This window comes from Microbispora sp. NBRC 16548, from assembly GCF_030268985.1.
In the GTDB taxonomy this organism is placed as follows: domain Bacteria; phylum Actinomycetota; class Actinomycetes; order Streptosporangiales; family Streptosporangiaceae; genus Microbispora; species Microbispora catharanthi.
Map to the genome: position 1 here is coordinate 555,807 of NZ_BSSF01000004.1, position 26,585 is coordinate 582,391.

The window sequence follows — 26,585 nt, forward strand, 5'->3', positions numbered from 1 at the left end:
CGGGGGCGGCCGGCGCACCCGTCCCGGCGTTCGAGGCGATCGGCCTCACCCGCTCCTACCGCCTGGACGGCGGGGTGCTGGTCGACGCGCTGCGCGGGGTGAGCCTGCGCATAGGGCAAGAGGAGTTCGCGGCGATCGTGGGCCCGTCCGGCTCGGGCAAGTCCACGCTGATGCACCTGCTCGGCTGCCTCGACCGGCCGACCTCCGGCACGCTGCGGGTGAACGGCGTGGACGTGGCGGCGCTCGACGACGCCGGACTGGCCGATCTGCGCAACCGCACGATCGGCTTCGTGTTCCAGTCCTTCCATCTGCTGGCCCGCACGTCCGCGCTCGACAACGTGGCGCTGCCGCTGGTCTACCGGGGCGTGTCCCGCGCCGAGCGCAGGGAGCGGGCCAGGGCGGCGCTGGAGGCGGTCGGGCTCGGCCACCGGCTCACGCACCGGCCGTCCCAGATGTCCGGCGGCGAGCAGCAGCGGGTGGCGATCGCCCGGGCGCTGGTGGGCGATCCCCGGGTGCTGCTGGCCGACGAGCCCACCGGCAACCTCGACACCCGCAACGGCGAGGAGGTGATGGGCCTGCTCGAACGGCTCAACGAGGGCGGCGTCGCCGTCGTCCTCGTCACCCACGACGCCGAGGTCGCCGCCCGGGCCCGCCGCCAGATCCACGTACGCGACGGCCGGATCGAGCGCGACACATGAGGACCGCCGAGGCGCTGCGGATGGCGGTGGAGGCGCTGCGGGTCAACCGGCTGCGCAGCATGCTGACCATGCTCGGCGTGATCATCGGCGTGCTCTCGGTCGTGATCCTCGTCGCCATCGGCACCGGGGCCAAGAACGCCGTGGAAAAGGAGATCGCGGGGCTCGGCAGCAACATCATCCTCGTGGTCCCCGGCCAGGTGGGGCTCGGCGCGGCCCCCACGCAGAGCCGCCTCGACCTGTCGGACGTCGCGTACGTGCGGCGCGTGGTCGGCGACCCGTCGAAGGTGACGGTCGCGGTGAACTCCGGCGAGCCGGTCCGGGTGGGCCGCGTGGAGGTGTTCGCCACGCTCACCGGGACCGACGAGAACATGCCCCACGTCTTCGACCGGCCGCTGCGCCGGGGCCGCTATCTCACCGAGACCGACGTGGACACGCGGCGGCGCGTGGTGATCCTCGGCTCGGAGGTCGCGGCCAAGCTGTTCGGGGACGTCGATCCGATCGGCCGCCAGGTCACGATCGCGGGGGTGCGGTTCCGGGTGATCGGCGTCTACGAGACCGTCGGATCCACGTTCGGGGTGGCGCGGGACCAGGAGGTGCACCTGCCGGTCACCACCGCCCAGCGGCTGATCGGGCTGCCGAGGATCAACGGCATCGCCGTCGGCGCCTCCGGCCCGGACGAGATCGAACCGCTGCGGCGGCGGGTCGTGGCCGCGCTGGACGCCCGCTACCCGGGCGAGACGTTCTCGGCCGTCACGCAGACCCAGCTCCTCGGCACGATCGGCACGGTCCTCGGCATGCTGACCGGCGTGCTGGCCGCCATCGCGGGGATCTCCCTGCTGGTCGGCGGCGTCGGGGTCTCCAACATCATGCTGGTCAGCGTCAGGGAGCGCACCAAGGAGATCGGCCTGCGCAAGGCACTCGGCGCCCGGGGCCGTGACATCCTCGGCCAGTTCCTCATCGAGGCCGTGCTGCTGACCACGATCGGCGGCGTGATCGGCATCCTGACCGGAGTCGGCGGGGCGCTGCTGATCCAGGCGGTCTCGCCGGTGCCCGCGTCGATCACCTGGTGGTCGATCGTGCTCGCCTTCGGGGTCTCCGCGGCCGTCGGCGTCTTCTTCGGCGTCGCCCCCGCCCGGCGGGCGGCCAGGCTCGACCCGGTCGTCGCGCTGCGTACGGACTGAACGGGGTATGGGACTGAACGGGGTACGGACTGATCGGGCGTGTGACGCCCGGATGAACGCCGGTGACGACCCGTGCGGTACCGTCGCGGCATGAGTCAGGCGGTGCGGGTCGTCTGGGACGACGCTCTGGTTTCGTACGACTTCGGGCCCGGCCATCCGCTCGCGCCCGTACGCGTGGAGCTCACCATGGCGCTCGCCCGCGACCTGGGCGTGCTCGACGGCGCCGAGATGACCGGCTGCGTCCCCGCCACCGAGGACGAGATCGCGCTGGTGCACAACCGGGACTACATCGAGGCGGTCAAGAACGTCTCCAAGGACGGCCGCCCTGACCTGCGCTACGGGCTCGGCACCGAGGACAACCCCGCCTTCGTGGGCGTGCACGAGGCGTCCGCCCTGGTCACCGGCGCGTCACTGGCCGCCGCCAGGGCGGTGTGGACGGGCGAGGCCGAGCACGCGGTCAACGTCGCGGGCGGGCTGCACCACGCCATGCCCGGCGCCGCCAGCGGCTTCTGCGTCTACAACGACCCGGCGGTCGCCATCGCGTGGCTGCTGTCGCAGGGCGCGACGAGGATCGCGTACGTGGACGTGGACGTGCACCACGGCGACGGCGTGCAGGCGGCGTTCTACGACGATCCGAGGGTGCTCACGATCAGCCTGCACGAGAGCCCGCGCACCCTGTTCCCCGGCACCGGTTTCCCGCAGGAGACGGGCGCGGAGGGCACCGCGGTCAACGTGGCGCTGCCGGCCGGATGCGGCGACACCGGGTGGCTGCGCGCCTTCCACGCGGTGGTCCCGCCGCTGCTGCGCGCCTTCGCGCCGCAGATCCTGGTCACCCAGCAGGGCTGCGACAGCCACGCCCTCGACCCGCTGGCCCATCTCATGCTGAGCCTGGACGGGCAGCGCACGGCGTACGCCGCGCTGCACCGGCTGGCCCACGAGACCGCCGGCGGCCGGTGGATCGCGGTGGGCGGCGGGGGATACGAACTGGTGCAGGTCGTGCCGCGGGCGTGGACGCATCTGATCGCCGAGACGCTGGGGCGCCCCGTCGAGCCGTCGACCGCCACACCGGCGACCTGGCGGACGTACGTGGAGAAGCGCACCGGAGAGATACCACCCCTGACCATGACCGACGGGCGGCACCCGCAATGGCGGGACATTTCGGAAGGGTACGATCCAGCCGACGCCGTCGACCGGGCCGTCATCGCGACCAGGAAGGCGGTGTTCCCCTTCCACGGCCTGGACCCCATGCCCTGAGAAGTACGGAATCACGCCGAGCCGAGGAGCGCTGTACCTGTCGTGACCCCTCCCACCCGAGCCGAGTTGCGCGAACACCTCGTCAGGACCGCCATCGCGGGTGACGTGGCGACCAGCCGCGAGAACAACCTCGACCACTACCGGTCGCTCGCGCTGCGCGACCCGCACTACCTCTTCGGGCTCACCTTCGAGGGGGAGTGGTCCTACCGCGAGGTGCTGGCGCTCATGGCCGACAAGGCGGGGGTGACGGCCGATCCCGGCCACCGCGAGGGCCCCGACACCATCGACCCCGAGCGGACCATCGACGCCGTCGAGGAGATGGGCGAGCGGATCGCCAAGGTGCTGCGGCGCAGCGCGCCCCGGATCGTGCTGGCCACCGGTCACCCCACCGGCCTGCTCACCGTCCACCTCGCGCTGGCGCGGTTCCTCGCGAAGAACGGAGCGACCCTGCTCTTCCCGGCCGAGGGGTGGACGTACGTCGGCGGTCTCGGCCGCCGCAGGCGGATCCGCTACCTCGACGGCGTGGCGATGCTGGAGGACCGGGGCACGTTCGTGCACACCCACGAGGCGGCGCCGATGGAGGCGATGCTCGCCGAGGAGCGGCCCGACTTCGTGATCGCCGACCACGGCTGGGCGGGGGCCGCGGGCGAGGCCGGGGTCGAGACCGTGGGCTTCGCCGACAGCAACGACCCCGCGCTGTTCGTGGGCGAGGCCGAGGGGAAGATCGCCGTCACCGTCCCCCTGGATGACAATGTGCTTCCCCGCTTCTACGCTCCGTTGACGGCGTACCTGCTCGCCCGGGTCGCGCGCAGCCTCTGACTCCCCTTCCGGACCTCCCAAACCGGGCATTTCGCGCCCGTTTTTGCGCCTCTGTGTCGACCGTTTGCCAACTTTTTTGTGTGCCTGGGCGACTCTAATGTGAGAGAAGTTGGTCCGTTCCAAGATTGAGGCGAGGGGCACGGCCCGGCTGCTGCCAGCGACTTTCCCGATTTTGACGGCTCACGGCTCCGTTGATTGATGGAATGGGGGGTTTGCCTACTCGGAGTCCGGACTTACGCTGACGGCAGTACACGTGCGTGAGCAATGGCACCAGTGGGGATAACCCGGAAACACGTGCGGAAGAGGCGTCCGATGGGTGCAGGCGAAAGACCTCTCAGCGAGGTGAAGTTCTTGACGGTGGCCGAGGTGGCGACCGTCATGCGGGTGTCCAAGATGACCGTGTACCGGCTCGTGCACTCCGGGGAGTTACCGGCCATCCGTGTCGGCCGGTCCTTCAGAGTGCCCGAGCAGGCGGTCCACGACTACTTGCGGGACGCGTTCATCGAAGCAGGGTGAACCACGCAGGCGACCACGCTTGACGGCGGCGTGGCCGACTCCCGGCCGACGCGGGGTCCCCCGGGGGAGCGATCTACCACGGATCGCCGGTAGTCTGTTGAGCCGGTGTGCGCTCGCGCGCCGGTCTGACAGTCACACCTTCACCTGGGGGTCCCGTGGGCTCTGTGATCAAGAAGCGCCGCAAGCGCATGGCCAAGAAGAAGCACCGCAAGCTGCTGAAGAAGACCCGCATCCAGCGGCGCAACAAGAAGTAGCCGAGACGGAGCGCGCACCGGTCCTCAGGGACCGGGCGACCGTGAACACGCACACCCCCGGCGAGGCGTCGATGACTCGTACTGTGCTGGTCACCGGTGTCTCCGGTCACATCGGCGCTCGTGTGGCGATCGCGCTCGCGGCCGACCCGGAGATCGACCGGGTCATCGGCGTGGACACGGCGCCGCCGCCATCCCCTGCCGGGGAGGACGGCGCGGTGCTCGGCCGCACCGAGTTCGTCCGGGTCGCGTTGCGCAGTCCCGACCTGATCAAGGTCATCAGGGACGCCGACGTCGACACCGTCGTGCACCTCAGCCTGGTCAGCGGCCCCGGCGGCGGCCGGGTGAGTGGCACCGGCGGCGGTCGGCCGGCCATGAAGGAGCACAACGTCATCGGGACGATGCAGCTGCTCGCGGCGTGTCAGCGCTCCGCCACGGTGCGCCGGGTGGTCGTGCGGTCCACCACGGCCGTGTACGGCTCCTCGCCGCACGCTCCCGCCGTGTTCACGGAGGACACCGAGCCCGTCGAGGTGTCGCACTCCGGGTACGCCAGGGACGCCACCGAGGTCGAGACGTACGTGCGGGGCTTCGCCCGGCGCCGGCCCGACGTGACGACGACGACGCTGCGGTTCGCCACTCTCATGGGGCCGCGCGTCGACTCACCGCTGACGAGTTATTTCTCACAGCCGGTGCTGCCCACCGTGCTCGGCTTCGATCCCCGGCTGCAGTTCGTCCACGAGGACGACGCCGTCGAGGTGCTGTGCCGTACGGCGCGGGCCGACCACCCGGGCGTGTTCAACGTCGCGGGCGACGGCGTCCTGCTGCTGTCGCAGTGCGCGCGGCGTACGGGCCGGCCGGTGATCCCGATGCCGTCCCCCGCCTTCCGCTTCGTCAGCGGGCTCGCCCGGGGCGCGCGGCTGGTGGACTTCTCGCCCGAGCAGCTCGCGCTCATGAGCCACGGCCGGGCGGTGGACACCACCAGGCTCGCCGCCGAGCTCGGCTGGCGGCCGAAGTACAGCACGGCGGCGGCGTTCGACGACTTCATCAGGTCGCGCGGCGGTCCCGGCGACCTGCCGCGCGCCCTGGTGGACTGGCTGGCCGATTTCGTCCGGCCGACTTCTTCGTGACAGGACGTTGATGGACGACTTCCAGGGCCGGCGTACGGACGAAAGCACGGAGGGGAGCACGGCCGACGGGCGGCTCGCCGAGCTTTTCGCGTTCCTGCGGCGCAGGGTCACCGGCGAGTACGAGATCGACGAGTTCGGCTTCGACCCCGAGCTCAACGAGAAGGTGCTGCTGGAGGCGTTGCGCCCGCTCTACCGGCACTGGTTCAGGGCCGAGACCCTTGGGCTCGGCAATGTGCCGGCCGACAGGGGCGCGCTGATCGTGGCCAACCACTCCGGCACGCTGCCCCTGGACGCGCTCATGCTGCAGGTCGCGGTGCACGACGAGCTGGGCAGGCCGCTGCGCCTGCTCGGGGCGCACCTGGTCTATCAGCTTCCCGTGCTCGGGCACCTGGCCCGCAAGTCCGGGCACACGCTCGCCTGCCCTGAGGACGCCGACCGGCTGCTGCGCAAGGGCGAGGCCGTCGGCGTCTTCCCCGAGGGCTTCAAGGGCATCGGCAAGCCGTTCTCCGAGCGTTACCGGCTCCAGCGGTTCGGCCGGGGCGGGTTCGTCGCGTCGGCGATCAGGGCCGGCGTGCCGATCGTCCCGTGCGCCATCGTGGGGGCGGAGGAGATCTACCCCAAGATCGGCGACCTTCCCGCGCTCGCCCGGCTGCTCGGCCTGCCCTACCTGCCGATCACGCCGCTGTTCCCCTGGCTCGGGCCGCTCGGCCTGCTTCCGCTGCCGTCCAAGTGGCTGATCGAGTTCGGCGAGCCGATCCGGACCGACGAGTACGCCCCGGAGGAGGCCGACGACCCCATGCTGGTCTTCGACCTGACCGACCACGTCCGGGAGACCGTGCAACGGCAGCTCGACGCGCTGCGGCTGCGCCGGGGCCCGGCGTTTCCCCCGATCGTGCTGTGACACCACGCTGCCCGCAACTTATTGGGTGCTGGATCTAACAAAGAGACCTACTGGTCGGTATGGTGTGCTCACTCTCACCCCCGGAGGAGCACCATGAGCAAGGGGCGGAACGCCGCCCTCGCCGGGCTCGCCCTCGGCCTGGCGATCGGCACCGCGCGACGCATCCGGACCCGACGGGCGAAGGCCGCGGCGACTCCGGACGGCGCGTCCGGGCGCCGGACGACGGTCACGACCGACGACGGGGTCCGCCTGGCCGTGGAGATCGACGACCACCCCGATCCCCGCCGCGCCGTCGTCTTCGCGCACGGCTGGCTGATGAACCGGCAGTGCTGGCAGCTCCAGCGCGAGGCCCTGGCGGGCCTGGGCACGCTCGTCTTCTACGACCAGCGCGGGCACGGCGACTCCTCGGCCGGGGCGCTGGAGGCGTGCACGATCGACCGGCTGGGCGACGACCTGGCCGCCGTCATCGAGGCCGCCGTGCCGGAGGGGCTGCCCGTCGTCCTCGTCGGCCACTCGATGGGCGGCATGACGATCATGGCGCTCGCGGACCGGCACCCCGCCCTGGTCGAGTCGCGGGTGGCCGGCGCGGCGCTGCTCAGCACCTCCTCCGGCGGGCTCGACGCCACCACCTTCGGCCTCCCCGGGCCGCTCGGGCGGCTGGCTCCCCGCGTCACGCCCTTGCTGTTCGAGAACATGCTGGCCCGCGCCGCGGTCATCGACGCGCGGCCCCGCGTGAAGGACTGGACGAACCTGCCGGTGACCCGGTACGTGGCCTTCGGCAAGGGGGCGAGCCGCCGGCACATCCGGCTGGTGAACGCGATGGCCGCGGCGACGCCGACGGAGGTCATGGTCGGGTTCTTCCGCGACTTCCGCGTGCACGACAAGTTCGCCGCGCTGAAGGCGCTCCAGCGGACGCAGACGCTGGTCATGGTGGGAGAGCGAGACCGGCTCACCCCGCTAGCCCACAGCCGCCGGATCGCCGAGGCGCTGCCCGGCGCCCGGTTCGTCCGGATCCCCGGCGCCGGGCACATGATCGGCTTCGAACGCCCCGAGCTGGTGAACCGGGAGCTGGCCGGTCTGATCGAGCGGGCCGCACCGAGCCTCCCGCCGGGCCGGTCCGCGGCCTGACCGCCGTTCAGGTGCGTGCCGGGCGGAACCCCGGCCGCGCGGCCACGGGGGTGAGATGTCCGGCCGCCTTGAGCGTGTGCAGGACGGGGGCCGTCTCCAGGGTGCGGATCTGGTCGAGCGTGCCGAGCTTGCGGGTCAGGTAGCGGTGCAGGTCGGCGGGGCCGGCGCAGAGCGCGTGGGCGAGCAGGTTGGTGGCGCCGGTGGTGGCCGCGACGACGGCGAGCTCGTCGTGGGTGGCCAGGGTGGCCGCGACCTGATCCAGATGCGCAGGCGCGACGGCCATCCACAGCAGGGCCTGGGCGGTGACGCCGTAGCCGGCGACGTCGATCTCCACGTCGAAGAAGACGGCTCCGCAGGCGCGAAGCTCGGCCAGGCGGCGCGCCACGGTGGCCGGGGACCAGCCGGTGGCCGCGGCGAGTCCGGCATAGCCGGCGCGGCCGTCGTGGCGCAGGGCGTCGATGAGGGCGCGGTCGCCGTCCGTCAGGCTCACCTGGTCGAGGTGACCGGTCGCGGGGGGTCTCACGAGTGTCTGTTGCTGCTCGTCGCTGAGGGTCCGCAGCCGTCCACGCCAGGCGGTCGGACCGCCCAGATAGGTGTGGAGCAGCAGGTGCGCCGAGACGGCCGTGATCCCGGACGTGCGGGGGATGTCGTGCAGCAGCAGCGACCGTGACAGGCGGCTGTCGTCCGCCGCGTGGACGATCGCGAAGATCTCGGTGCCTCCGGAGGCCAGCTTGACCCAGGAGGTGTCGGGACGCCGGGCCAGCGCGTGCCCCAGGGCCTGAGCCGCCGTGGGGGTCGTGGTGAGCCTCACCACCCACTGCGCCTGGCCGGTGCGGTCCTGCTCCGGCAGGCCGACGACGCGCAGCCCGGCCTCGGCGCGCAGCCGCCGGTAACGCCGCGTCACGGTCTGGGTGGACACGCCGAGGACCTCGGCGATCCGGCTGAACGGTGCTCGCCCGTCGACGTGCAGGGCATGGACGAGACCCCGGTCAAGTTCATCCAGCATCGTCGGATTCTCTCGCCGTTGCGCCGCTGATGGAAGAAATCCGCAAATTCGGCTCTCTGGCTGGAACGTCCCATTCGTACGCCTCAGGCTGCTGCGTGCCCACGACGCGACCCGGAAGGACAAGTCATGCCCGTATTGGAGGACACCGTCGTCACGACGGCATATCGACGGCGGTGGGCGGCCCTGCTCGCGCTGCTGGTCGCCGAAGCGATGAACCTGCTGGACGCCACGATCACGACGGTGGTCGCGCCGGTGATCCACGGCGATTTCGGCGGCGCCGAGTCCGACATCCAGTGGTTCAGCGCCGCCTACACCCTGCCCTTCGCCGTGCTGCTGGTGCCCGGCGGCCGCCTGGGAGATCTCGTCGGCCGGAAGCGGGTGTTCGCGGCCGGGGTCGCCCTCTTCGCGCTGGCGTCGGCGATCTGCGCCTGTGCGACCGGTCCGGGAACGCTCATCACCACACGTGCGGTCCAGGGAGCGGCGGCCGCGCTCATCATTCCGCAGACCATCGGACTGATCCGGACCATGTTCGAGGGGGACGAACTGGCCAAGGCCATGGGGTCCATCGGGCCGGTGATGGGCCTGGCCGCCGTCTGCGGGCCCGTGCTCGGCGCCGTTCTCACCCGCGTCGACCTGTTCGGCCTGTCGTGGCGGGCGGCGTTCCTCGTCAACGTCCCCCTCGCCGCCGTCGTCCTGGCCATCGCGCCGGCCCTGCGGGAGAGCAGGTCGCCGCACCCTCCCCGCATCGACCTGCCCGGCACGGGGCTGGCCGTGCTCGGCACCGGCCTGATCGTGTATCCCCTCATCCAGGGCGACGCCGCCGGCTGGCCCGCCTGGGTCTGGATCGCTCTCGCCGCGGGCGTCGTCGTCCTCGCGGTCCTGGGGTGGCACCAGCGTCACCGCGCCCGGCGGGGCCGCAGCCCGCTGATCGAACCGAGCCTGTTCCGCGACCGGGCCTTCCCGGCCGCGCTGGCGACCTCCACGCTGTTCTTCTCGGTGATGAACGGGCTGATGGTGGCGATCGTCCTGCAGGTGCAGCTGGGGCTGGGCAGCGACGTCCTGACCGCCGGGCTCACCCTGCTCCCGTGGTCGGCCGCCTTGGCCGTCGCCTCCTGGTGGGCCGGCGCCCGTCTGGTGCCCCGCCACGGAGCGAAGATCATGTTGGTCGGGCTCGCCGCTCTGCTCGCCGGGCTGGTCTGCGCCGTCGCCGTCTACCGGGCCGCACCCGCCGACGGCTACCCCTGGCCCCTGCTCGCGGCGTTGTCGCTCAGCGGAGCAGGAAACGGCCTGTTCACCGTCCCGTTCTTCACCACGGCCCTGTCACGGGTGCGGGCGCACGAGACCGGTTCCGCCGCCGGCCTGCTCAACGCGGTCCAGCAGTTCGGCGGCACCCTCGGTGTCGCCGTTCTCGGCACCGCGTTCCTCCACAGGTTCACCGCGGACGTCCGGTCGCACGTGGACGCGGGCAGCGCGGCCCTGGGGGCGATCCAGCTCACGTTGTGGATCGCCGTGGCGCTCGTCGTCGTCACGGCCGTCACGGCCGTGCTGATGGGTGTACGCGAGTCCTCCGCGGAGTCCGCGGGCCACTGACCGGGTGGTCAGAGAGCGAGGCGACAGCGTCAGAGAGCGAAGCGACGGTGTAAGTGAGCGAAGCGACGGCGTCAGAGAACGGAGCGGTAGTGGCGGCGCAGGGCGATCCCGGCGGCGACGCCGCCCGCGATGGCCCCCGCGGTCGCGGCGATCGGCAGGCCGATCATCGTCGCCTTCCTGCCCGTGCGGAAGTCGCGGACCTCCCAGCCGTTCTCCCTGGCGTGCTCGCGCAGTTCGCTGTCGGGGTTGATGGCGTGTGGGCGCCCGACGAGGGAGAGCATCGGCAGGTCGTTGGCCGAGTCGCTGTAGGCCGAGCAACGGGCCAGGTCGAGGCCCTCGCGGCGCGCCAGCGCCCGGATGGCCTCGGCCTTGGCCGGGCCGTGCAGCAGGTCGCCGACGAGCCTTCCGGTGTAGGCGCCGTCGGCGGTCTCGGCGACCGTGCCGAGCGCGCCGGTGAGCCCGAGCCGCTGCGCGATGACCCGGGCGAGCTCCACCGGCGTGGCGGTGACCAGCCACACCCGCTGCCCGGCGTCCAGGTGTGCCTGGGCCAGCGCGCGGGTGCCCTGCCACACGCGGTCGGCCATCACGTCGTCGTAGATCTCCTCGCCCAGCCGGACGACCTCGTCCACCTTCAGCCCGGCGACGAAGGCGAGGGCCATCTCCTTGGCCTTGGCGATGTGCTCGGGGTTCTCGTTGCCCCGCACGCGAAACCACGCCTGCCCGAGCGCGAACTTCATGAGGTCACGGCTGGTGAACAGGCCGCGCGCCGCCAGCCCCCGGGCGAAGTGGTAGATCGAGGCACCGCGCATCATGGTGTTGTCGACGTCGAAGAACGCCGCCGCCGTGAGGTCGGGGACGACCTCGGGGACGGACACCGCCGCGGCGGCCGCCACCTCGCCGGCGATCTCCGCCTCTTCCCGCCGTCGCAATAGCCGCCTCATGACTCATCAGCTTAACCGTCGGAGAGTGTACGGAACGGGAGCGGGACATGACGTGTCAACGTCCGGAACCGGTGAACGAATCGATATAACTCAGGTATTGGTTGGCCTTGTCGCGATTTTCCCGGTCGAGCTTCGGCAGCAGCGGCTCCACGAGATGGCGCTGCTCACGGGCGAACTCGCGCGCCTCGCCGTCGGCGCGCCCCTGACGGGCGACGCGGCTCAGCACGGCCCTGGTGGTCGTCTCCATGTCGTCGAGCGTCTGCCCGATGAGCCGGCGGCGCTCCGGGGTCGACGTGTCCACCAGTGAGGCGGTCTCGGCCGCCCGCTGCCGCGCCGCGACCATCTGCCGCTGCGCCAGCTCCTCCTCGTCGTACGCGAGGTCGAGCACCGTCGACTCCGCCATCCTCTTCAGCGGATACAGCACCTCGCCGGGGACGGCGTGGTAGGTGCGCACACCGGTGCCGAACATCCCCGCAAGCAGCACGCAGAACACCAGCAGGGGGCGCAGCCGTACGAGCAGGGACCGGCGGGGCCGCGGGGGTGTGGCGGGGGGCGCCGCGTGCTTTCCCACCGCGTGCCTGCCCGCGGCGCGCTCGGCGGCGTGTGCCCGCATCAGATCGGCCCGCAGCCTCTCGCGGAACTCCGGCCTCGGGCCGCCGCCCAGCAGGGAGCGGAGGCCGGCCACACGTGCGGCGACCCCGCGGGTGCGGGCCGACGGCCGGCCGCGCAGCGGGAAGCGGCGACCGGCGTCCTTGCGGGTGCGGGCCGACGACCGGCCGCCCGCACGGCGCGAGGGTCGCCACCAGCCCATCACCGCTCCCGCCATCCCCCGCTTGACGCCAGCGGAGATCTGCTCGCGGGGGCCTGGGAAGCGTTCGTCACCTCCCGGCCGGCCCGCGAGATCCTCCTGAAGATCCGACCTGCCACATGCCCAACGATGGGGTATGGGTAATGGTTACGGGGGTCTCAGCCGAGATCGTCGGGGAGCGCCCGGGCGAGCGCCCTGATCGCCCGGAACTGCAGCGCCTTGATCGCCCCGGACTTCTTGCCCATGATCACCGCCGTCTCCGCGAGCGACATCCCGTGCAGGAAGCGCAGGATCACGCATTCCTGCTGCTCCGCGCCGAGTTGCTTGATCGCCTGCATCACGCGCTCGTTGACCATGTTCGTGACGACCGCGTTCTCGGGGATGTGCGGGCCGTCCAGGGGCGTGTCGAGTATCTCGGCGGTGGTCACCTCGAGGCGGTTGCGGCCCGACTTGTAGTGGTCGGTGACGAGGTTGCGGGCGATCGTGACGAGCCAGGCGCCGAAGTCGCGGCCCTGCCAGGTGAACTCGGCGATGCCCCGCAGCGCCCGCAGGAACGTCTCGCTCGTCAGGTCCTCGGCCAGCGCGTGGCTGCCGACCCGGAAGTAGACGTACCGGTAGACCAGCTCCAGGTAGTGGTCGTAGAGCATGCCGAACGCCTCGCTGTCGCCGGTCTTGGCGCGCAGCACGAGGCTTCGCATCTCGTCGTGCTCGTGCTCGCGATCGGAGAGATCGGCGGAACGCGCGGGTTGCGCTGCTCCTGCTGCGACCGGAGGGGAAAGCCCGGCCAACGGCCACGTGTTCGGCATCCGTTATCCCATGGGGGAAGGGGAGTCGGCGTGCTCGAACACTCTAGAAATCAACGGGAGATTACACAATCCGTTCGGGTGGAGGAATCGACTTCAGGAGTGGAGACGCGGGTGGTGATATTCCCGGACAGGGTGACCGGCTACCGGTGGGAAGCCGATGTCCGGCAGCATGGGAGCCACCATGGAAGTCCTCGTCGCTCTCCTCGCGTTCGCCGGCGCACTGCTCGCCGGCATCACCACCGGCGTCCTCGTCGGGCGTCTCCGTGACGAGCCGGCCGGTTGGCTGATCGCGTGGAGCATCGCCACGGGCGCGCTCGCGCTGTCGCTCGGCGCCATCGCCGTCGGCCATCTCACCGGGTTCGGGCCCGTGACGTTCCGGGTCTACCAGATCACCGGCTCGCTGCTGGCGCCGATCTGGCTGGCGATCGGCGTCATCCAGCTCCTCGCGGAGAAGGGCGGCGCCCGTTTCGCCGGCTGGCTCCTCGGCGCCGCGCTGACGGTCGTGGGCACGGTGATCATGGTGCTCGACCCCGTCGTCACCGCGGGCTTCGGCAAGTCGCTGCCCGACGGGCCGACCCATTGGGACCTCTGGCCGGAGTGGCTGCTGCGGGGCGTCCACGGCCTGGTGGTCTTCATGCTCCTGCTCTGCCTCGCCATGGCGGTGATGGCCTGGCGGGACGGTGACGAGTACGACGTCGACAACATGAACGCGACCGTCGTGCTCGCCCCGGCGGGAATGGCGGTCTCGGGTGTGCTCGAGTTCGGGCTCCCGGGACTGGTCGTCGTCGCGGCGCTGGCCGCCTCCGCCGGAGGCGTCTGGTACGCCGTGGCCCGGCCGCTCGCGCCGTACGACGACGAGGGCGAGGACGACGAGGCCCCGGAGGAGGAGTGGCAGGGGCGGCGCGGCCGGGCCGACAGCGCCCTGCGGGCCGAGACCCGCGTGCCCTCCGCGCCCTCCGGGCCGCCCGCGCCGCCGCGCGGAGCCCAGGGCGGCCGCCCCGCCGGACCGGGCGCGGTTCCCCCCGGGATGCCGGGAGCGGCGGGGGTTCCGGGAGTTGGAGGTCCGGGGGCCGGGGGTCCGGGGGCGCCGCGCCGTTCCGGGCTCGGCGACCTGGTGGCCGAATACCGGGCGGGAGAGCAGGGCGAGGTCGACTACGCCGCCCGCATGCGGCCCTCGGACGGTCCCTCGCCCGCCGACGAGTTCGGCGGGCCCGCGACCGGCCAGCTTCTCGCCGCGGACCAGTACGGCCAGCCCCGCCGGCCCGAGTACGGCATGCCCGCGGCGTCTCCGGCCGAGCCCGACCGGGCGATGCCCGCCACGGGGGCCCTCTATCCCGGGGCGGAGGTCCCCGACCCGGCCGACCTCGCCGCGAGCTTCGGCGTGGGGTTCGGCGGCAGGTCCCGCCCGGCCATGAGCAGCCAGAGCGGCGGGCAGGGGCCGCAGCAGGCGGGCCGGCCCGCCGGTCAGGGGGGCTCGGTGAAGCCGGCCCCCGGCATCTATGGCCTGCTGACCGTCTTCACGCTGCTCGACGGTTCTGGCGAGGCGTTCGACAAGCTGGCGGAGGAGACGGTGGAGGCCGTCCAGCGCAACGAGCCCGACACGCTGCTGTTCGTCTGCCACGCGGTCAAGTCGGCCCCGCTCCAGCGCATCGTCTACGAGCTCTACCGGGACGAGGTCGGCTACGGCGAGCACCAGCGGCAGCCGCACATGGAGCGGTTCGCGACCGAGCGGGTGAGGTACGTGCTGGCGGCCAACGTGATCGAGCTCAGCGTCAACGCCGCCAAGGTGGTCCCCCTCCCCACCCGCCAGATCCTCTAAACCCAGGCCCCCTCGATCATGAGGGGGTCTCGCACAGGGCGGCGGTGACCACTGAGTCGAGGTCGGCGTTGTGGACGCCGTCGATGCGGTACAGGTTGGTCATCACCGTTATCTGCCTGCCGTCGAGGGTCGCCCCGCCGCTGGTCCTGAAGCCGAGCATGTCGCCGCTGTGGCCCCAGAGCACTCCACCGCAGGGCAGCGGTGTGCTCATCAGCCCCAGGCCGTAGCCGCTGCCGTCGGGGCCTGTCGGACGGGTTGTCATCATCTGTTTCAGCTCGGCGGGACGCAGCAGGCGGCCGCCAAGCAGGGCGCCGTAGAAGCGGTTGAGGTCCGACGCGCTGGAGATCATCCCGCCTGAGGCTCCGGCGACCGTGGGGTTGAGGCGGGTGATGTCGAGCAGGCCCTCGCCGGTCTTGAGGTATCCGCTGGGGTGGGGGCCGGGAATGCCGAGCGCGTCTTCGGGGACGGAGGTGGCGTTCAGGTGCAGCGGGCGCAGGATGCGCCTGCGGATCTCCGCGCCGTAGGTGTTGCCGGTCTCCTTCTCGATGATCAGGGCGACGATGAGGTAGTTGGTGTTGGAGTAGCTCCAGTCGGTGCCCGCGGGGAACTCCGAGGGGTGCCGCAGAGCGAGTTCGACCAGGTCCATCGGGTTCCAGTGGTCGTAGCGGTGGGCCACGATGTCGGCGGGGTTCAGCAGCGCCAGATAGTCGGGCACGCCGCTCGTGTGCTGGAGCAGGTGGCGTACGGTGATGCCGGGCGCCAGCAGGCCGGGCAGGTAACGGTCGACGGGCGCGTCCAGCTCGATCTTGCCCTCGGCGACGAGCTGGAGCGCCACAGTGGCGACGAACGTCTTGGTCTTGCTGCCGATCCTGAACCTGCTGTTCGCCGGCACCGGTCGTCCGGTGACCGTGTCCCGCACCCCACTGGTGATCGTCACGTCTCCGTGCCGGTCGTGTATCTCCGCCAGCGCTCCCGGCACGTCGTCGCCGGTGGTCAGTTGCCGGAGGGCCTGGCGTAACGCTGGATGGTTCTCGGCTGCCGCCGCCGGCAGGGGCAGAAGAGAGATCGCGATGGATCCCGCGATCGCCGCGCTCAGTGCTCGTAAGGACATAAGCAGGAGGTTCGCAGCGGTTCACGAGCCCGGCATCGTCCCCACTGACCAAGGTCGGGCTCATCCGTCCGGACGAGACGACCCTGAGCCGGATCAGGGTGGCCGCGACGACTCCGGCCTCAGCGCTGCAGGGCCTCGCGGAGGCGGTTCTCGTTGACCCGCCAGTAGTCGTGCTGCACGCCGTCGATCAGCACGACAGGGATCATCTCCCAGTACTCGGCCTGGTCCTCCGGCGAGGCGGTGATGTCGCGTTCCTCCCAGGGGACGCCCAGCTCTGCGGCCACGCGCTCGATCACCGCTCGGGCGTCGTCGCACAGATGGCAGCCGGGCTTGCCGAGCAGCGTGATCCGGTGGTCTCGAGGGGCCATGCTCTCGATTATCGCGATCCCTCCGGCCCGGAATGGAGACCGCCGCCCCCTCCTGGGACCCTTGAGTGCGAGGGAAGCCGCACGATCGACTTTGTGCATAGCTTCACAAAGGCACTAGCCTGGTACTCATCCGTCGCATCCGCTATGCGGCCGGGGGCGCAACCGGCCGTCCGTCCCCCTGGAGCCCCGGCAAGTGATCCGCCGTATCCCGCAGGCCCGCGACCGCGGCATCCCCGACGCCACGGTGGCGAGGTTGCCGCTCTATCTGCGCGCACTCAACGGGATGGCCGAACGGGGCACGGCGACGGTGAGCTCGGAGGATCTCGCGCTCGCCGCCGGGGTGAACTCCGCCAAGCTCCGCAAGGACCTGTCCCACCTCGGGTCGTACGGCACCCGGGGCGTGGGCTACGACGTGCAGTACCTCATCTACCAAATATCGCGTGAGCTTGGTCTCACTCAGGACTGGGCCGTGGCCATCGTCGGCGTGGGAAACCTCGGCCGGGCGCTGGCCAACTACGGCGGGTTCGCCTCGCGCGGGTTCCGGATCGCGGGCCTGCTGGACGCGGATCCGCACGTCGTGGGCGATCGCATCGCGGGTCTGGTCGTCGAGCACGCCGACGAGCTGGAGTCGGTGATCAAGAAGCGCGGAGTCTCGATCGTGGTGCTCGCCACCCCCGCCACGGCGGCGCAGCAGGTCTGCGACCGTGTCATCGCGGCCGGTGTCACCAGTATTTTGAACTTCGCCCCCGTCGTCTTGGCTGTGCCTGACGGCGTGGATGTCCGTAAAGTCGATTTATCCATCGAACTGCAGATACTTGCGTTCCACGAGCAGCGCAAGGCTAATGGAGGGCCCATCATGGCCGAGGAGTGGCCGGACGGGGTGGTCATGTGAGTGAGCCATCGATCGGAGCGAGCTCATGAGTGTCCTCGTCGTCGGCCTGAGCCACCGGACCACGCCGGTCGCGCTGCTCGAACGTGTCACGGTCAGCGGGGACGCGCTCGTCAAGCTGCTGCACGACGTGCAGTCCGACGAGAACGTGTCCGAGGCGCTGGTCGTCTCGACGTGCAACCGCGTCGAGGTCTACGCCGTGGTCGACCGGTTCCACGGCGGCGTCACCGCGGTGACGAACATGCTCGCCGCGCACTCGGGCCTGCCGCAGGAGATGCTCGCGCGGCACCTGTACGTGCACTACGAGGACCGGGCGGTCCAGCACCTGTTCACCGTCGCCTGCGGGCTCGACTCCATGGTGATCGGCGAGGGGCAGATCCTCGGCCAGATCCGGACCGCGCTGCGCCTGGCGCAGGAGGAGGGCACGGCCGGGACCACGCTCAACGAGCTGGCCCAGCACGCGCTGCGCGTGGGCAAGCGCGCGCACGCCGACACGGGCATCGACCGGGCCGGCGCGTCGCTGGTCGGGGTGGGGCTGACGCTCGCCGAGCGGGTGCTCGGCCCGATCACCGGCAGGCGGGCCCTGGTCGTGGGCGCCGGCTCGATGAGCTCGCTGTCCGCCGCGACGCTGTCCCGCGCGGGCGTGACCGACATCGTCATCGCCAACCGCACCCGCGAGCGGGCGCAACGGCTCGCGGAGACGGTCGGCGGGCGGGCCGCGGACCTGGCCGATGTCCCCGCCGAGCTGGCGGAGGCCGACCTGGTCATCTCCTGCGTCGGCGCCGGAACCCGCACCATCACTCCGGAGACGATCGGGGACCGCGACAGGCCGCTGTTCATCCTCGACCTCGCGCTGCCCCACGACGTGGACCCCGGCGTACGGGACCTGCCCGGCGTGACGCTGGTCGACCTGAAGTCGATGCAGCAGGACGGCGTGGGCGACGACGTCTCCGACGGCGGCAGGGCCGAGGCGATCTGCGAGGTCAGGCGCATCGTGGCCGAGGAGGTCGCCGCCTACCTCGACGCGGCGCGCGCCGCGCTCGTCACCCCCACGGTCGTGGCCCTGCGCAGCAAGGCCGCCGGGGTGGTCGAGACGGAGATGGGCCGGCTGCTGTCCCGCCTGCCGGACCTCGACGGGCGGATGCGCGACGAGATCACCCAGACTGTGCGGCGGGTCGTGGACAAGCTGCTCCACGAGCCGACCGTACGGGTCAAGCGACTGGCCGCATCCCCGGGCGGCGACCAGTACGCGGAGGCGCTGCGCGAGCTGTTCGGCCTCGACCCGAAGAAGCCCGAAGCCGTCGCGAGCCTGGAGGTGGAACAGTGACCGTCCCCCTGCGGCTCGGCACCCGCAAGAGCCTGATGGCGACCACGCAGTCGCAGATCGTCGCCGACCGGCTGACCGCCCTGACCGGCCGGGAGGTGGAGCTCGTCGGCGTCACCACGTTCGGCGACGTGTCCCGGGCCCACCTGACCCAGCTCGGCGGCACCGGCGTGTTCGTCAACGACCTGCGCGGCCGGCTGCTCGCCGGCGAGGTCGACTTCGCGGTCCACTCGCTGAAGGACCTGCCGACCAAGCCGGACGAGCGGATCGCGATGGCCGCGATCACCCTGCGGGACGACCCGCGCGACGCGCTCGTCGGCCCGGTCAAGCTGCACGACCTGCCAGCCGGCGCCCGCGTCGGCACCGGCTCACCGCGCCGGGTGGCCCAGCTGCGCCTGCTCCGGCCGGATCTCGACTACGTCCCCATCAGGGGAAACGCGGACACCCGCATCGGCAAGGTGACGTCGGGCGAGCTCGACGCCATCGTGCTGGCCGCCGCAGGGCTGGTCAGGATCCGCCGGGACGGGGAGATCGCCCAGGTGTTCGAGGTCGACGAGATGCTGCCCGCTCCCGGGCAGGGCGCCCTCGCCGTCGAGTGCCTGGCCGACCGTGACGATCTCATCGAGCTGCTGCGCGCCGTCGACGACCCGCCGACGCGGGCCGCGGTGGACGCCGAGCGCTCGGTGCTCGCCGCCCTCGAGGCCGGTTGCGCGGCCCCGGTAGGTGCTTTCGCCTCCGGTGACGGGCACATTCTCAATCTGACCGCCACCGTCGTCGCCGTCGACGGCGCACGGTCGGTGCGCAAGTCCGCCTCCGGACCCTCTACGACGGCCGTGGAGATGGGCCGCGAACTCGCGGCAGCCATGATCGCCGAGGGGGCCGACACGTTGATGGGGGAGCAGGCCCGTTGAGCCCCGCGAATCACAGCACGCAGACCCGGTCCGGGTTCGTCGCCTTCGTCGGCGCCGGCCCCGGTGACGAGAACCTGCTCACGTTGCGCGGCGCCGACCTGCTGGGCAGGGCGGACGTCGTCGTGCTCGACCGGCAGGCGTACGGCGCGCTGCTGCGCCACTGCCGTGAGGACGCCGAGGTCGTGGACATCTCCGCCGACGCGGCGGAGAACTCGGTGTCGCTGAAGACCATCCAGACCGCCAAGGCGGGCCGCACGGTCGTGCGGCTGTGCTCGGGCGACCCGTCCTTCTTCTCCTCCGTCACCGACGAGGTGGCCGCCTGTGCCAAGGCGGACGTGGACTTCGAGATCGTGCCCGGCGTGCCGCCGGCCACGGCCGTGCTGACGTACGCCGGCATCCCGCCGGCGGCGTCGGTGCCGGAGTTCCGCATCGTGGACGCCGCGCAGGTGGACGACTGGGCCAAGCACGCCGCGTGCGAGGGCACGCTGGTGATCTACAACGGCGTCGCGGACGCGGTCCCGATCAGCAAGGCGCTGATCGCGGGCGGCAAGCCCGACTCGACGCCGGTGGCGGTGACCAGCGACGGCACGACCACCGAGCAGTACACGGTGGTCTCCACGCTCGGGCGGCTCGGTCCCGACCTCAAGCACGCCGGGATGACCGAGCCCGCGCTGGTCGTGGTGGGCGACGCCGTCGGCATGCGCGACCGCCTGTCCTGGTTCGAGACCAAGTCGCTGTTCGGCTGGCGGGTGCTCGTGCCGCGCACCAAGGAGCAGTCCAAGGGGCTGTCGGAGCAGCTGCGCTCGTACGGCGCGGTGCCCGAGGAGGTGCCGACGATCTCCGTCGAGCCGCCGCGCACGCCGCAGCAGATGGACCGCGCCATCAAGGGCCTGGTGACCGGCCGCTACGAGTGGGTCGCCTTCACCAGCGCCAACGCGGTCAAGGCGGTGCGTGAGAAGTTCGAGGAGTACGGCCTGGACGCCCGGGCGTTCGCCGGGCTCAAGGTCGCCGCCGTGGGCGAGGCCACCTCGCGGGCGCTGGTGGAGTTCGGCGTGAAGCCCGACCTCATGCCGACGGGCGAGCAGTCGTCCGAGGGCCTGCTGGCCGAGTGGCCGCCGTACGACTCGATGCTCGACCCGATCAACCGGGTGCTGCTGCCGCGGGCCGACATCGCGACCGAGACGCTGGTGGCGGGGCTGACCCAGCTCGGCTGGGAGTGCGACGACGTGACGGCCTACCGGACCGTGCGCGCCGCGCCGCCGCCCGCCCCGATCCGCGAGGCGATCAAGGGCGGCGGATTCGACGCCGTGCTGTTCACCTCGTCCTCGACCGTGCGGAACCTCGTCGGCATCGCGGGAAAGCCGCACAACGTCACGGTGATCGCGGTCATCGGTCCGCAGACGGCGAAGACGGCCGAGGAGTTCGGCCTGCGGGTCGACGTGATGGCCGACAAGCCGTCCGCTTCGGCTCTCGCCGCCGCGCTGGCGGACTATGGTGCCAAGATGCGGCACGCCGCCGTCTCGGCGGGCGAGGTGCCCCGTCGTCCGTCCCAGATGCGCAGGGGCGCGCGGCGACGCGTGAAATGAACTGATTCGCATGCGGCCCGCCGGGGACATCCGGCGGGCCTGCGCGATCCGGAGCGGGGAGACCATTGTGAACGCCCAATACCCGGTGGCGCGGCCCCGGCGGCTGCGCCGTACCGCCGCGATGCGCCGGATGGTCGCGGGGACGCGGCTGCACCCGGCCGAGTTCATCCTGCCGATGTTCGTCAAGGAGGGCATCGCCGAGCCGCAGCCGGTCGGCTCCATGCCCGGGGTCGTCCAGCACACCCGCGAGTCGCTGCGTAAGGCGGCCCACGAGGCGGCCGAGGCCGGCGTGGGCGGGATCATGCTGTTCGGGATTCCCGCGCACAAGGACGCCCGGGGCTCGGGCGCCGACGACCCGGACGGCATCGTCCAGGTGGCGCTGCGCGACCTCGCCTCCGACCTGGGCGACGCGCTGGTGCTGATGACCGACACCTGCCTGGACGAGTACACCGACCACGGCCATTGCGGCCTGCTGACGGCCGACGGCGAGGTGGACAACGACGCGACGCTGGAGCGCTACGCGTCGGCGGCGGTCGCGCAGGCGGCGGCCGGCTCCAAGATGATCGCGCCCAGCGGCATGATGGACGGCCAGGTGGGCGCCATCCGGGCGGCCCTCGACGCCGCCGGCTTCGCCGAGATCCCGATCCTGGCGTACGCCGCCAAGTACGCCTCCGGGTTCTACGGGCCGTTCCGCGACGCCGCGGAGTGCGCGCCGCAGTTCGGCGACCGGAGCGCCTACCAGCAGGACCCGGCCGGTCCGATCGGCGAGGCGCTGCGCGAGGTGCGCCTCGACCTGGCCGAGGGCGCGGACGCCGTCATGGTCAAGCCCGCCCTCGCCTACCTCGACATCCTGCGGCAGGTGCGCGACACCGTCGAGGTGCCGGTCGCGGCCTACCAGGTCAGCGGCGAGTACGCGATGGTCGAGGCGGCGGCGGCCAACGGCTGGATCGACCGGGAGCGGGTGATCATGGAGTCGCTGATCGCGATCCGCCGCGCCGGTGCCGACATGATCCTCACTTACTGGGCCACCGAGGTCGCCCGCGGACTATCCTGACACCTCATCAGGGGGGTCCTGCCAAGCCGCAATCGGGCAGAAGGCATTATCAGGTACGTACCGCGAGCATCTTGCGTATCGCAGGAGGGCAGCGGGTGTGACGCTTGTGGGGAGGAGCGCCATGGTGGGGGTACCGCTGGCCCGACGTGCGAAACGGCGTGCGCATCACGCGCCGCGCAAGATGACGTCGGTGCTCGAGTACGCGCAGTTGGGCTGGGCGAGCTGTATGGGCGCCCACCCGCTGAGCGAGGGAGGCAGGGCGTGCTCCTGCGACCGGGTCGGCTGTCCCGACCCCGGCATGCACCCGCTGTCGCCCGCGTGGCAGATGCAGGCCACGACGGACACGGCGCTGCTCACGCGGTGGTGGAAACAGGATCCGGACGCGAACGTGATCCTGCCCACCGGCAGGGTGTTCGACGTGTTCGACGTACCGGCCTCGGCGGGCCGTCCCGCCCTGGCCGCCATGGACGCCGCAGGCTTCGACACGGGCCCGGTCGCCGAGAACGGCGACCGGGTGCTTTTTTTCGTGGCCACGCGTGGGGCGCCCGAGGACGAGGACGAGTGGTGGTCCTGCAGCCTGGACGCGGGACCCGAGACGATCGACAGCACGCCGGGGCTGCGCTGGCACTGCCGGGACAGCTACGTGCTCGCGCCGCCGTCCACCACGCCCTCGGGCGGGGTCGTGAGCTGGATCAGGCCGCCCGACGGGCGTCCGCTGCCCGACCCGCTGCGCGTGCTCGACCTGCTCGCCGACTTCTGCGAGTAGTTCCCGGTAGGGGCTCCGCGCGGGTGGGCCCGTAATCTGGAGGGCGTGACTCGCACGCAGACCTCCGAGGACCTGTTCGACCGCGCCCGCCGGATCGTTCCCGGCGGCGTCAACTCGCCGGTGCGCGCCTTCGGCGCCGTGGGCGGCACGCCCCGCTTCATGGCCTCCGGCGAGGGGCCGTACATCACCGACGTGGACGGCAACCGCTACGTCGACCTGGTGTGCTCCTGGGGCCCGATGATTCTCGGCCACCGCCACCCCGCCGTCGTGGAGGCCCTGGAGGAGGCCCTTTCGCGCGGCTTCTCGTTCGGCACCGCGACCGAGGGCGAGGTCCTGCTCGCCGAGGAGATCGTCTCCCGGGTCGCCCCCGTCGAGAAGGTCCGCCTGGTCAGCTCCGGCACCGAGGCCACCATGTCCGCCGTACGGCTGGCCCGCGGCTTCACCGGGCGGGCGAAGGTCGTGAAGTTCGCCGGCTGCTACCACGGGCACGTGGACGCGCTGCTGGCCTCGGCCGGGTCCGGGGTCGTCACCTTCGGCCTGCCCGACACCCCCGGCGTCACCGGCGCCTCGGCGGCCGACACGATCGTCCTGCCGTACAACTCGGTCGAGGCGGTCGAGGAGGCGTTCCGCACGTTCGAGGTCGCCTGCGTGATCACCGAGGCGTGCCCGGCGAACATGGGCGTCGTGCCGCCCGCCGACGGCTTCAACCGGCGCCTGCGCGAGCTGTGCACCGAGCACGGCGCGTTGCTGATCATCGACGAGGTGCTGACCGGGTTCCGCGTGTCCGCCTCCGGCTGGTACGGCCTCGACCCCGTCGAGGCCGACCTCATGACGTTCGGCAAGGTCATGGGCGGCGGTCTGCCGGCCGCCGCGTTCGGCGGGCGGGCGGAGGTCATGGCCGCCCTCGCCCCCGAGGGGCCCGTCTACCAGGCCGGCACGCTGTCGGGCAACCCGCTCGCCTGCGCGGCCGGGCTGGCCACGCTGGACGCCTGCGACGACGACGTGTACGACAGGATCGACGCGTCCGCGCTGGTCATCGGCAGGGCCGCCTCCGACGCGCTGGCCGCCGCCGGGGTCCCGCACCGCCTCCAGCGGGCCGGGAACCTCTTCTCGATCTTCTTCACCGACACCCCGGTCACCGACTTCGACTCGGCCCGGACGCAGAACACCGACGCGTACCGCGCGTTCTTCCACAGCATGCTCGACCAGGGCGTCTACCTGCCGCCGTCGGCGTACGAGGCGTGGTTCCTGTCGGCCGCCCACGACGACGACGCGCTCACCCGGGTGGCCGAGGCCCTGCCCCTGGCCGCCAAGGCCGCCGCCCAGGCCGCCGGGGTCTGAGTCACGGCGCACATCCACTGTGGCCAACGGGGAAGTTTTTATGGTTCACTCAACGGACCATTTTGAACTTCCCCCGTTAGGAGTGCCTCGTGGAGGTGTCCTTCTCCCCGCACGCGCCCGCAGAGGTTGGTGCCGACCTCCTCGTCCTGCCCGCGTCCGCCGCCCCCGGTCTCGGTATCGAGATCCAGCTCGCCGGGTTCGCCGGACGGCCGGGCGAGGAGCTCCTGCTGCCGCGGCGTGCCGGAGACCCGTTCCATGCGGGCGCCGTGCTGCTCGTCGGACTCGAACCGGACGCCGACGAACGCGCCGTACGGCGGGCGGTGGGGCACGCGGCGCCCAGGATGGCGGACTTCGCCACGGTCGCGGTCGCCCTGCCGCACCCGGGGGCGGTGGTCGAGGGCGTGCGCCTGGGCGGCTACCGCTTCGACCGCTACAAGAGCGCCCCGGAGAGCCGGGCCGTCGAGCGGCTGCTCCTGCTGGGTCCCGAGGACGCCGAGGCGGTCGCGCGGGCCGAGGTGGTGGCCGAGGCGGTGACGTTCACCCGCGACCTGGTCAACACCCCGGCCGGCGACCTGGTCCCGATGACCCTGGCCCGCCGGGCGGTGGAGATGGCCGAGGAGGCGGGGCTGGACGCCCGCGTCCTCGCGGCCGACGAACTGCGCGAGGGCGGCTTCGGCGGCATCCTCGGCGTCGGCGCGGCCAGCGCCAACCCGCCGTGCCTGATCGAGGTGAGCTACCCCGGCGACGGGAAGAGCGGTGTCGTCGGCCTGGCGGGCAAGGGCATCACCTTCGACGCGGGCGGCCTCGGGATCAAGAGCCTGAAGGCCATGTCGACGATGAAGAGCGACATGGCGGGCGGCGCCACGATGCTCGCGGTGGTCCGGGCGGCGGCCAGGCTCGGCCTGCCGACCGGCGTGGTCGCGGTGGTCCCGGCGGCGGAGAACATGGTCAGCGGCTCGGCGACGCGCCCAGGCGACGTCCTGCGGCACCGCAACGGCGTCACCACCGAGGTCGCCGACACCGACGCCGAGGGGCGGCTGGTGCTGGCCGACGCCCTGGCCTACCTCGCCGAGCGGCGGCCGGACGCGATCATCGACGTGGCCACCCTCACCTACTCGGTCATGCACGCGCTCGGCGAGGACATCACCGGCGTGCTCGGCAACGACCGCGCGCTGCTCGGCGCGCTCACGGCGGCGGGCGAGGCGCAGGGCGAGCCGCTGTGGGAGATGCCGTTGTGGCGGCCGTACCTGGAGCGGATCAGGTCCGACGTGGCCGACTTCAAGAACGACGGCGGCGAGCACGCCGACGTGATCCTGGCCGCGCTGTTCCTGGAGAACTTCGCCGGCGGCGTCCCGTGGGCGCACCTGGACTTCGCGGCCACGGCCTACCTGGACAGGGCCACCGACCTGGGCCCCGTGGGGGCCACCGGCGCGATGGTCAGGACCCTGATCAGCTATCTCGAGAGTCGTTGAGTCCGCGTTCGAACATCGTCCGGATCACGTCCGCGGTCATGGTGAAGTGGCGCTCCGCGATGGACCCCGCGCCTTCGGCGTCCCTCGCGGAGATCGCCTCGTACAGCGCGCGGTGCTCGCTCAGGGCCTGCTGGTAGGCCTCCGGGTCGTCGTCGCCGTACGGTTCCGTGGGGAAGCCGAGGCTGACCCTCATGAGCAGGTCGCGGCTGAGCGCGTTGATCTGGGGGTTGCCCGCGGCCGTCACCACGGCCGCGTGGAACGCCGCGTCGGCCTCCTGCTCCTCGCGTAGGGTGGCCGCCCCGGCGTACGCGTCGAGCGCGGCCCGCATCGCCGCCAGGTCCTCGTCCGTACGGCGCCGCGCGGCGGTCCTGGCCGCCATGCCCTCGACCAGTCCCCGGAGGTCGAAGAGCTGCTCAAGCTCGGGCCAGCGCGGCACGAGCGTACGCCTGACGGCGGCGGCGGTCGCCTCGGTCCAGCCGGTGCGGACGTAGGCCCCGCCGGTGCGGCCGCGCCTGATCTCGATCAGTCCGACGGCCTGCAGGCGTCCGATGGCCTCGCGGATCGTGGCCCGGCTGACATCGAGCAGGGCCGCCAGTTCGCGCTCGCCGGGCAGGCGCTGGCCGGGCAGGTAGTCGCCGATCGCGACGGCGGTCATGAGGCGGTCGGCCACCTCGGTCGCCACCGAGGGCACGCGGACCGGGCCGAGCACATCGGACGACCGGCCGCCGTCGAGCACCTGGCCGAGTACGCGGGACAGGTCGTCTGTGGGGGAGTCGGCGCCGGGCTCCTGTGGGGGGATGCGCCGTGGGGGCTCGCGATGCGCGGGCGACGGGTCCTCGGCGGGGGTCCGGGAAGTCAGGGAAAGGTCCTTTCTCGCGGGCACAGCGGTGATCCGCACCTTACCCAACCAGCGGATTC

The 26,585-nt window shown here is 72.0% G+C and carries 26 protein-coding genes; 19 read left to right on the forward strand and 7 right to left on the reverse strand.

Annotated features, from left to right (window positions below):
* The first annotated feature begins 38 nt into the window (after nucleotides 1-38).
* From QSK36_RS13685 to QSK36_RS13725, 9 genes are all read left to right on the forward strand, one after another.
* Nucleotides 39-698, forward strand: a complete 660-nt coding sequence (locus QSK36_RS13685; RefSeq protein WP_285782732.1) for an ABC transporter ATP-binding protein — start codon at nucleotides 39-41, stop codon at nucleotides 696-698.
* Entirely contained in the window at nucleotides 695-1,879 is a 1,185-nt protein-coding gene (locus tag QSK36_RS13690; RefSeq protein ID WP_182898116.1) for an ABC transporter permease, read from the forward strand. The genes QSK36_RS13685 and QSK36_RS13690 overlap by 4 nt, the downstream gene beginning before the upstream one ends.
* Nucleotides 1,880-1,969: 90 nt before the next feature.
* On the forward strand, nucleotides 1,970-3,133 hold the full coding sequence (locus QSK36_RS13695; RefSeq protein WP_183537562.1) for an acetoin utilization protein AcuC: 1,164 nt from the start codon (nucleotides 1,970-1,972) through the stop codon (nucleotides 3,131-3,133).
* 42 nt (nucleotides 3,134-3,175) lie between these two features.
* Nucleotides 3,176-3,952 carry a phosphatase gene (locus tag QSK36_RS13700; RefSeq protein ID WP_139574054.1) on the forward strand — a complete coding sequence of 259 codons (777 nt, stop codon included), beginning with the start codon at nucleotides 3,176-3,178 and terminating at the stop codon, nucleotides 3,950-3,952.
* A gap of 312 nt (nucleotides 3,953-4,264) precedes the next feature.
* The gene (locus tag QSK36_RS13705) at nucleotides 4,265-4,468 is read left to right on the forward strand and encodes a helix-turn-helix domain-containing protein (protein WP_030456159.1); all 204 of its coding nucleotides are present in this window, start codon (nucleotides 4,265-4,267) and stop codon (nucleotides 4,466-4,468) included.
* 155 nt (nucleotides 4,469-4,623) lie between these two features.
* Nucleotides 4,624-4,722, forward strand: a complete 99-nt coding sequence (locus QSK36_RS13710) for a 30S ribosomal protein bS22 (protein ID WP_018654693.1) — start codon at nucleotides 4,624-4,626, stop codon at nucleotides 4,720-4,722.
* 71 nt (nucleotides 4,723-4,793) lie between these two features.
* Nucleotides 4,794-5,846, forward strand: coding sequence for an NAD-dependent epimerase/dehydratase family protein (locus QSK36_RS13715; RefSeq protein ID WP_183538487.1), 1,053 nt, complete (start codon nucleotides 4,794-4,796; stop codon nucleotides 5,844-5,846).
* Between the two features lie 10 nt (nucleotides 5,847-5,856).
* Nucleotides 5,857-6,747 carry a lysophospholipid acyltransferase family protein gene (locus QSK36_RS13720; protein ID WP_285782657.1) on the forward strand — a complete coding sequence of 297 codons (891 nt, stop codon included), beginning with the start codon at nucleotides 5,857-5,859 and terminating at the stop codon, nucleotides 6,745-6,747.
* Nucleotides 6,748-6,840: 93 nt separating this feature from the next.
* Complete coding sequence (locus QSK36_RS13725) at nucleotides 6,841-7,875, forward strand: alpha/beta fold hydrolase (RefSeq protein ID WP_183537560.1); 1,035 nt, start codon at nucleotides 6,841-6,843, stop codon at nucleotides 7,873-7,875.
* A 7-nt stretch (nucleotides 7,876-7,882) separates the two neighbouring features.
* On the opposite strand, the gene QSK36_RS13730 is transcribed toward QSK36_RS13725, so the two are convergent.
* Entirely contained in the window at nucleotides 7,883-8,881 is a 999-nt protein-coding gene (locus QSK36_RS13730) for an Lrp/AsnC family transcriptional regulator (protein ID WP_183537559.1), read from the reverse strand.
* Nucleotides 8,882-9,007: 126 nt separating this feature from the next.
* Here QSK36_RS13730 and QSK36_RS13735 point away from each other — a divergent pair, with 126 nt between their 5' ends.
* Complete coding sequence (locus QSK36_RS13735; RefSeq protein ID WP_285782658.1) at nucleotides 9,008-10,471, forward strand: MFS transporter; 1,464 nt, start codon at nucleotides 9,008-9,010, stop codon at nucleotides 10,469-10,471.
* A 71-nt stretch (nucleotides 10,472-10,542) separates the two neighbouring features.
* On the opposite strand, the gene QSK36_RS13740 is transcribed toward QSK36_RS13735, so the two are convergent.
* The 3 genes from QSK36_RS13740 to QSK36_RS13750 all read right to left on the reverse strand — a co-directional run bounded on the left by QSK36_RS13740 (nucleotide 10,543) and on the right by QSK36_RS13750 (nucleotide 12,918).
* On the reverse strand, nucleotides 10,543-11,412 hold the full coding sequence (locus QSK36_RS13740; RefSeq protein ID WP_183537557.1) for an HAD family hydrolase: 870 nt from the start codon (nucleotides 11,410-11,412) through the stop codon (nucleotides 10,543-10,545).
* Between the two features lie 55 nt (nucleotides 11,413-11,467).
* Nucleotides 11,468-12,223 carry a DUF5667 domain-containing protein gene (locus QSK36_RS13745; RefSeq protein WP_285782659.1) on the reverse strand — a complete coding sequence of 252 codons (756 nt, stop codon included), beginning with the start codon at nucleotides 12,221-12,223 and terminating at the stop codon, nucleotides 11,468-11,470.
* 155 nt (nucleotides 12,224-12,378) lie between these two features.
* The gene (locus QSK36_RS13750) at nucleotides 12,379-12,918 is read right to left on the reverse strand and encodes a sigma-70 family RNA polymerase sigma factor (protein WP_225898202.1); all 540 of its coding nucleotides are present in this window, start codon (nucleotides 12,916-12,918) and stop codon (nucleotides 12,379-12,381) included.
* A gap of 289 nt (nucleotides 12,919-13,207) precedes the next feature.
* On the opposite strand from QSK36_RS13750, the gene QSK36_RS13755 reads away from it, so the two are divergent.
* On the forward strand, nucleotides 13,208-14,845 hold the full coding sequence (locus tag QSK36_RS13755; protein WP_285782660.1) for a hypothetical protein: 1,638 nt from the start codon (nucleotides 13,208-13,210) through the stop codon (nucleotides 14,843-14,845).
* A gap of 16 nt (nucleotides 14,846-14,861) precedes the next feature.
* On the opposite strand, the gene QSK36_RS13760 is transcribed toward QSK36_RS13755, so the two are convergent.
* A complete protein-coding gene (locus tag QSK36_RS13760; protein ID WP_285782661.1) occupies nucleotides 14,862-15,956 on the reverse strand; it encodes a serine hydrolase domain-containing protein in 1,095 nt (364 codons plus the stop codon).
* Nucleotides 15,957-16,075: 119 nt separating this feature from the next.
* On the reverse strand, nucleotides 16,076-16,324 hold the full coding sequence (locus QSK36_RS13765) for a glutaredoxin family protein (RefSeq protein WP_182898128.1): 249 nt from the start codon (nucleotides 16,322-16,324) through the stop codon (nucleotides 16,076-16,078).
* A gap of 193 nt (nucleotides 16,325-16,517) precedes the next feature.
* Here QSK36_RS13765 and QSK36_RS13770 point away from each other — a divergent pair, with 193 nt between their 5' ends.
* The 8 genes from QSK36_RS13770 to QSK36_RS13805 all read left to right on the forward strand — a co-directional run bounded on the left by QSK36_RS13770 (nucleotide 16,518) and on the right by QSK36_RS13805 (nucleotide 25,667).
* Entirely contained in the window at nucleotides 16,518-17,216 is a 699-nt protein-coding gene (locus tag QSK36_RS13770) for a redox-sensing transcriptional repressor Rex (protein ID WP_139574065.1), read from the forward strand.
* Nucleotides 17,217-17,241: 25 nt separating this feature from the next.
* The gene (locus tag QSK36_RS13775) at nucleotides 17,242-18,540 is read left to right on the forward strand and encodes a glutamyl-tRNA reductase (protein ID WP_285782662.1); all 1,299 of its coding nucleotides are present in this window, start codon (nucleotides 17,242-17,244) and stop codon (nucleotides 18,538-18,540) included.
* 35 nt (nucleotides 18,541-18,575) lie between these two features.
* Entirely contained in the window at nucleotides 18,576-19,448 is an 873-nt protein-coding gene (hemC, locus tag QSK36_RS13780; protein ID WP_221263893.1) for a hydroxymethylbilane synthase, read from the forward strand.
* On the forward strand, nucleotides 19,445-21,034 hold the full coding sequence (locus tag QSK36_RS13785; protein WP_183537550.1) for a bifunctional uroporphyrinogen-III C-methyltransferase/uroporphyrinogen-III synthase: 1,590 nt from the start codon (nucleotides 19,445-19,447) through the stop codon (nucleotides 21,032-21,034). The genes hemC and QSK36_RS13785 overlap by 4 nt, the downstream gene beginning before the upstream one ends.
* 67 nt (nucleotides 21,035-21,101) lie before the next feature.
* On the forward strand, nucleotides 21,102-22,088 hold the full coding sequence (hemB, locus tag QSK36_RS13790; protein WP_285782663.1) for a porphobilinogen synthase: 987 nt from the start codon (nucleotides 21,102-21,104) through the stop codon (nucleotides 22,086-22,088).
* 121 nt (nucleotides 22,089-22,209) lie between these two features.
* Nucleotides 22,210-22,854 (forward strand): bifunctional DNA primase/polymerase, encoded by a 645-nt coding sequence (locus QSK36_RS13795; protein WP_139574070.1) that lies wholly within the window; start codon nucleotides 22,210-22,212, stop codon nucleotides 22,852-22,854.
* A 45-nt stretch (nucleotides 22,855-22,899) separates the two neighbouring features.
* Complete coding sequence (gene hemL, locus QSK36_RS13800; protein WP_285782664.1) at nucleotides 22,900-24,195, forward strand: glutamate-1-semialdehyde 2,1-aminomutase; 1,296 nt, start codon at nucleotides 22,900-22,902, stop codon at nucleotides 24,193-24,195.
* Nucleotides 24,196-24,284: 89 nt separating this feature from the next.
* Nucleotides 24,285-25,667: a leucyl aminopeptidase gene (locus QSK36_RS13805; RefSeq protein WP_285782665.1), complete on the forward strand. Its 1,383-nt coding sequence runs from the start codon at nucleotides 24,285-24,287 to the stop codon at nucleotides 25,665-25,667.
* Here QSK36_RS13805 and QSK36_RS13810 read toward each other — a convergent pair.
* A complete protein-coding gene (locus QSK36_RS13810; protein ID WP_285782666.1) occupies nucleotides 25,645-26,550 on the reverse strand; it encodes a FadR/GntR family transcriptional regulator in 906 nt (301 codons plus the stop codon). The genes QSK36_RS13805 and QSK36_RS13810 overlap by 23 nt on opposite strands.
* Between the last annotated feature and the right edge of the window lie 35 nt (nucleotides 26,551-26,585).

Coding starts and splice junctions, on each gene's coding strand:
- QSK36_RS13730 (WP_183537559.1), bottom strand. CDS start 8,881: ATGCTGGATGAACTTGACCGGGGTCTCGTCCATGCCCTGCACGTCGAC.
- QSK36_RS13765 (WP_182898128.1), bottom strand. CDS start 16,324: ATGGCCCCTCGAGACCACCGGATCACGCTGCTCGGCAAGCCCGGCTGC.
- QSK36_RS13740 (WP_183537557.1), bottom strand. CDS start 11,412: ATGAGGCGGCTATTGCGACGGCGGGAAGAGGCGGAGATCGCCGGCGAG.
- QSK36_RS13745 (WP_285782659.1), bottom strand. CDS start 12,223: ATGGGCTGGTGGCGACCCTCGCGCCGTGCGGGCGGCCGGTCGTCGGCC.
- hemC (WP_221263893.1), top strand. CDS start 18,576: ATGGCGACCACGCAGTCGCAGATCGTCGCCGACCGGCTGACCGCCCTG.
- QSK36_RS13775 (WP_285782662.1), top strand. CDS start 17,242: ATGAGTGTCCTCGTCGTCGGCCTGAGCCACCGGACCACGCCGGTCGCG.
- QSK36_RS13705 (WP_030456159.1), top strand. CDS start 4,265: ATGGGTGCAGGCGAAAGACCTCTCAGCGAGGTGAAGTTCTTGACGGTG.
- QSK36_RS13735 (WP_285782658.1), top strand. CDS start 9,008: ATGCCCGTATTGGAGGACACCGTCGTCACGACGGCATATCGACGGCGG.
- QSK36_RS13755 (WP_285782660.1), top strand. CDS start 13,208: ATGGAAGTCCTCGTCGCTCTCCTCGCGTTCGCCGGCGCACTGCTCGCC.
- QSK36_RS13795 (WP_139574070.1), top strand. CDS start 22,210: ATGGTGGGGGTACCGCTGGCCCGACGTGCGAAACGGCGTGCGCATCAC.
- QSK36_RS13690 (WP_182898116.1), top strand. CDS start 695: ATGAGGACCGCCGAGGCGCTGCGGATGGCGGTGGAGGCGCTGCGGGTC.
- QSK36_RS13715 (WP_183538487.1), top strand. CDS start 4,794: ATGACTCGTACTGTGCTGGTCACCGGTGTCTCCGGTCACATCGGCGCT.
- QSK36_RS13760 (WP_285782661.1), bottom strand. CDS start 15,956: ATGTCCTTACGAGCACTGAGCGCGGCGATCGCGGGATCCATCGCGATC.
- QSK36_RS13720 (WP_285782657.1), top strand. CDS start 5,857: ATGGACGACTTCCAGGGCCGGCGTACGGACGAAAGCACGGAGGGGAGC.
- QSK36_RS13750 (WP_225898202.1), bottom strand. CDS start 12,918: ATGCGAAGCCTCGTGCTGCGCGCCAAGACCGGCGACAGCGAGGCGTTC.
- QSK36_RS13725 (WP_183537560.1), top strand. CDS start 6,841: ATGAGCAAGGGGCGGAACGCCGCCCTCGCCGGGCTCGCCCTCGGCCTG.
- QSK36_RS13695 (WP_183537562.1), top strand. CDS start 1,970: ATGAGTCAGGCGGTGCGGGTCGTCTGGGACGACGCTCTGGTTTCGTAC.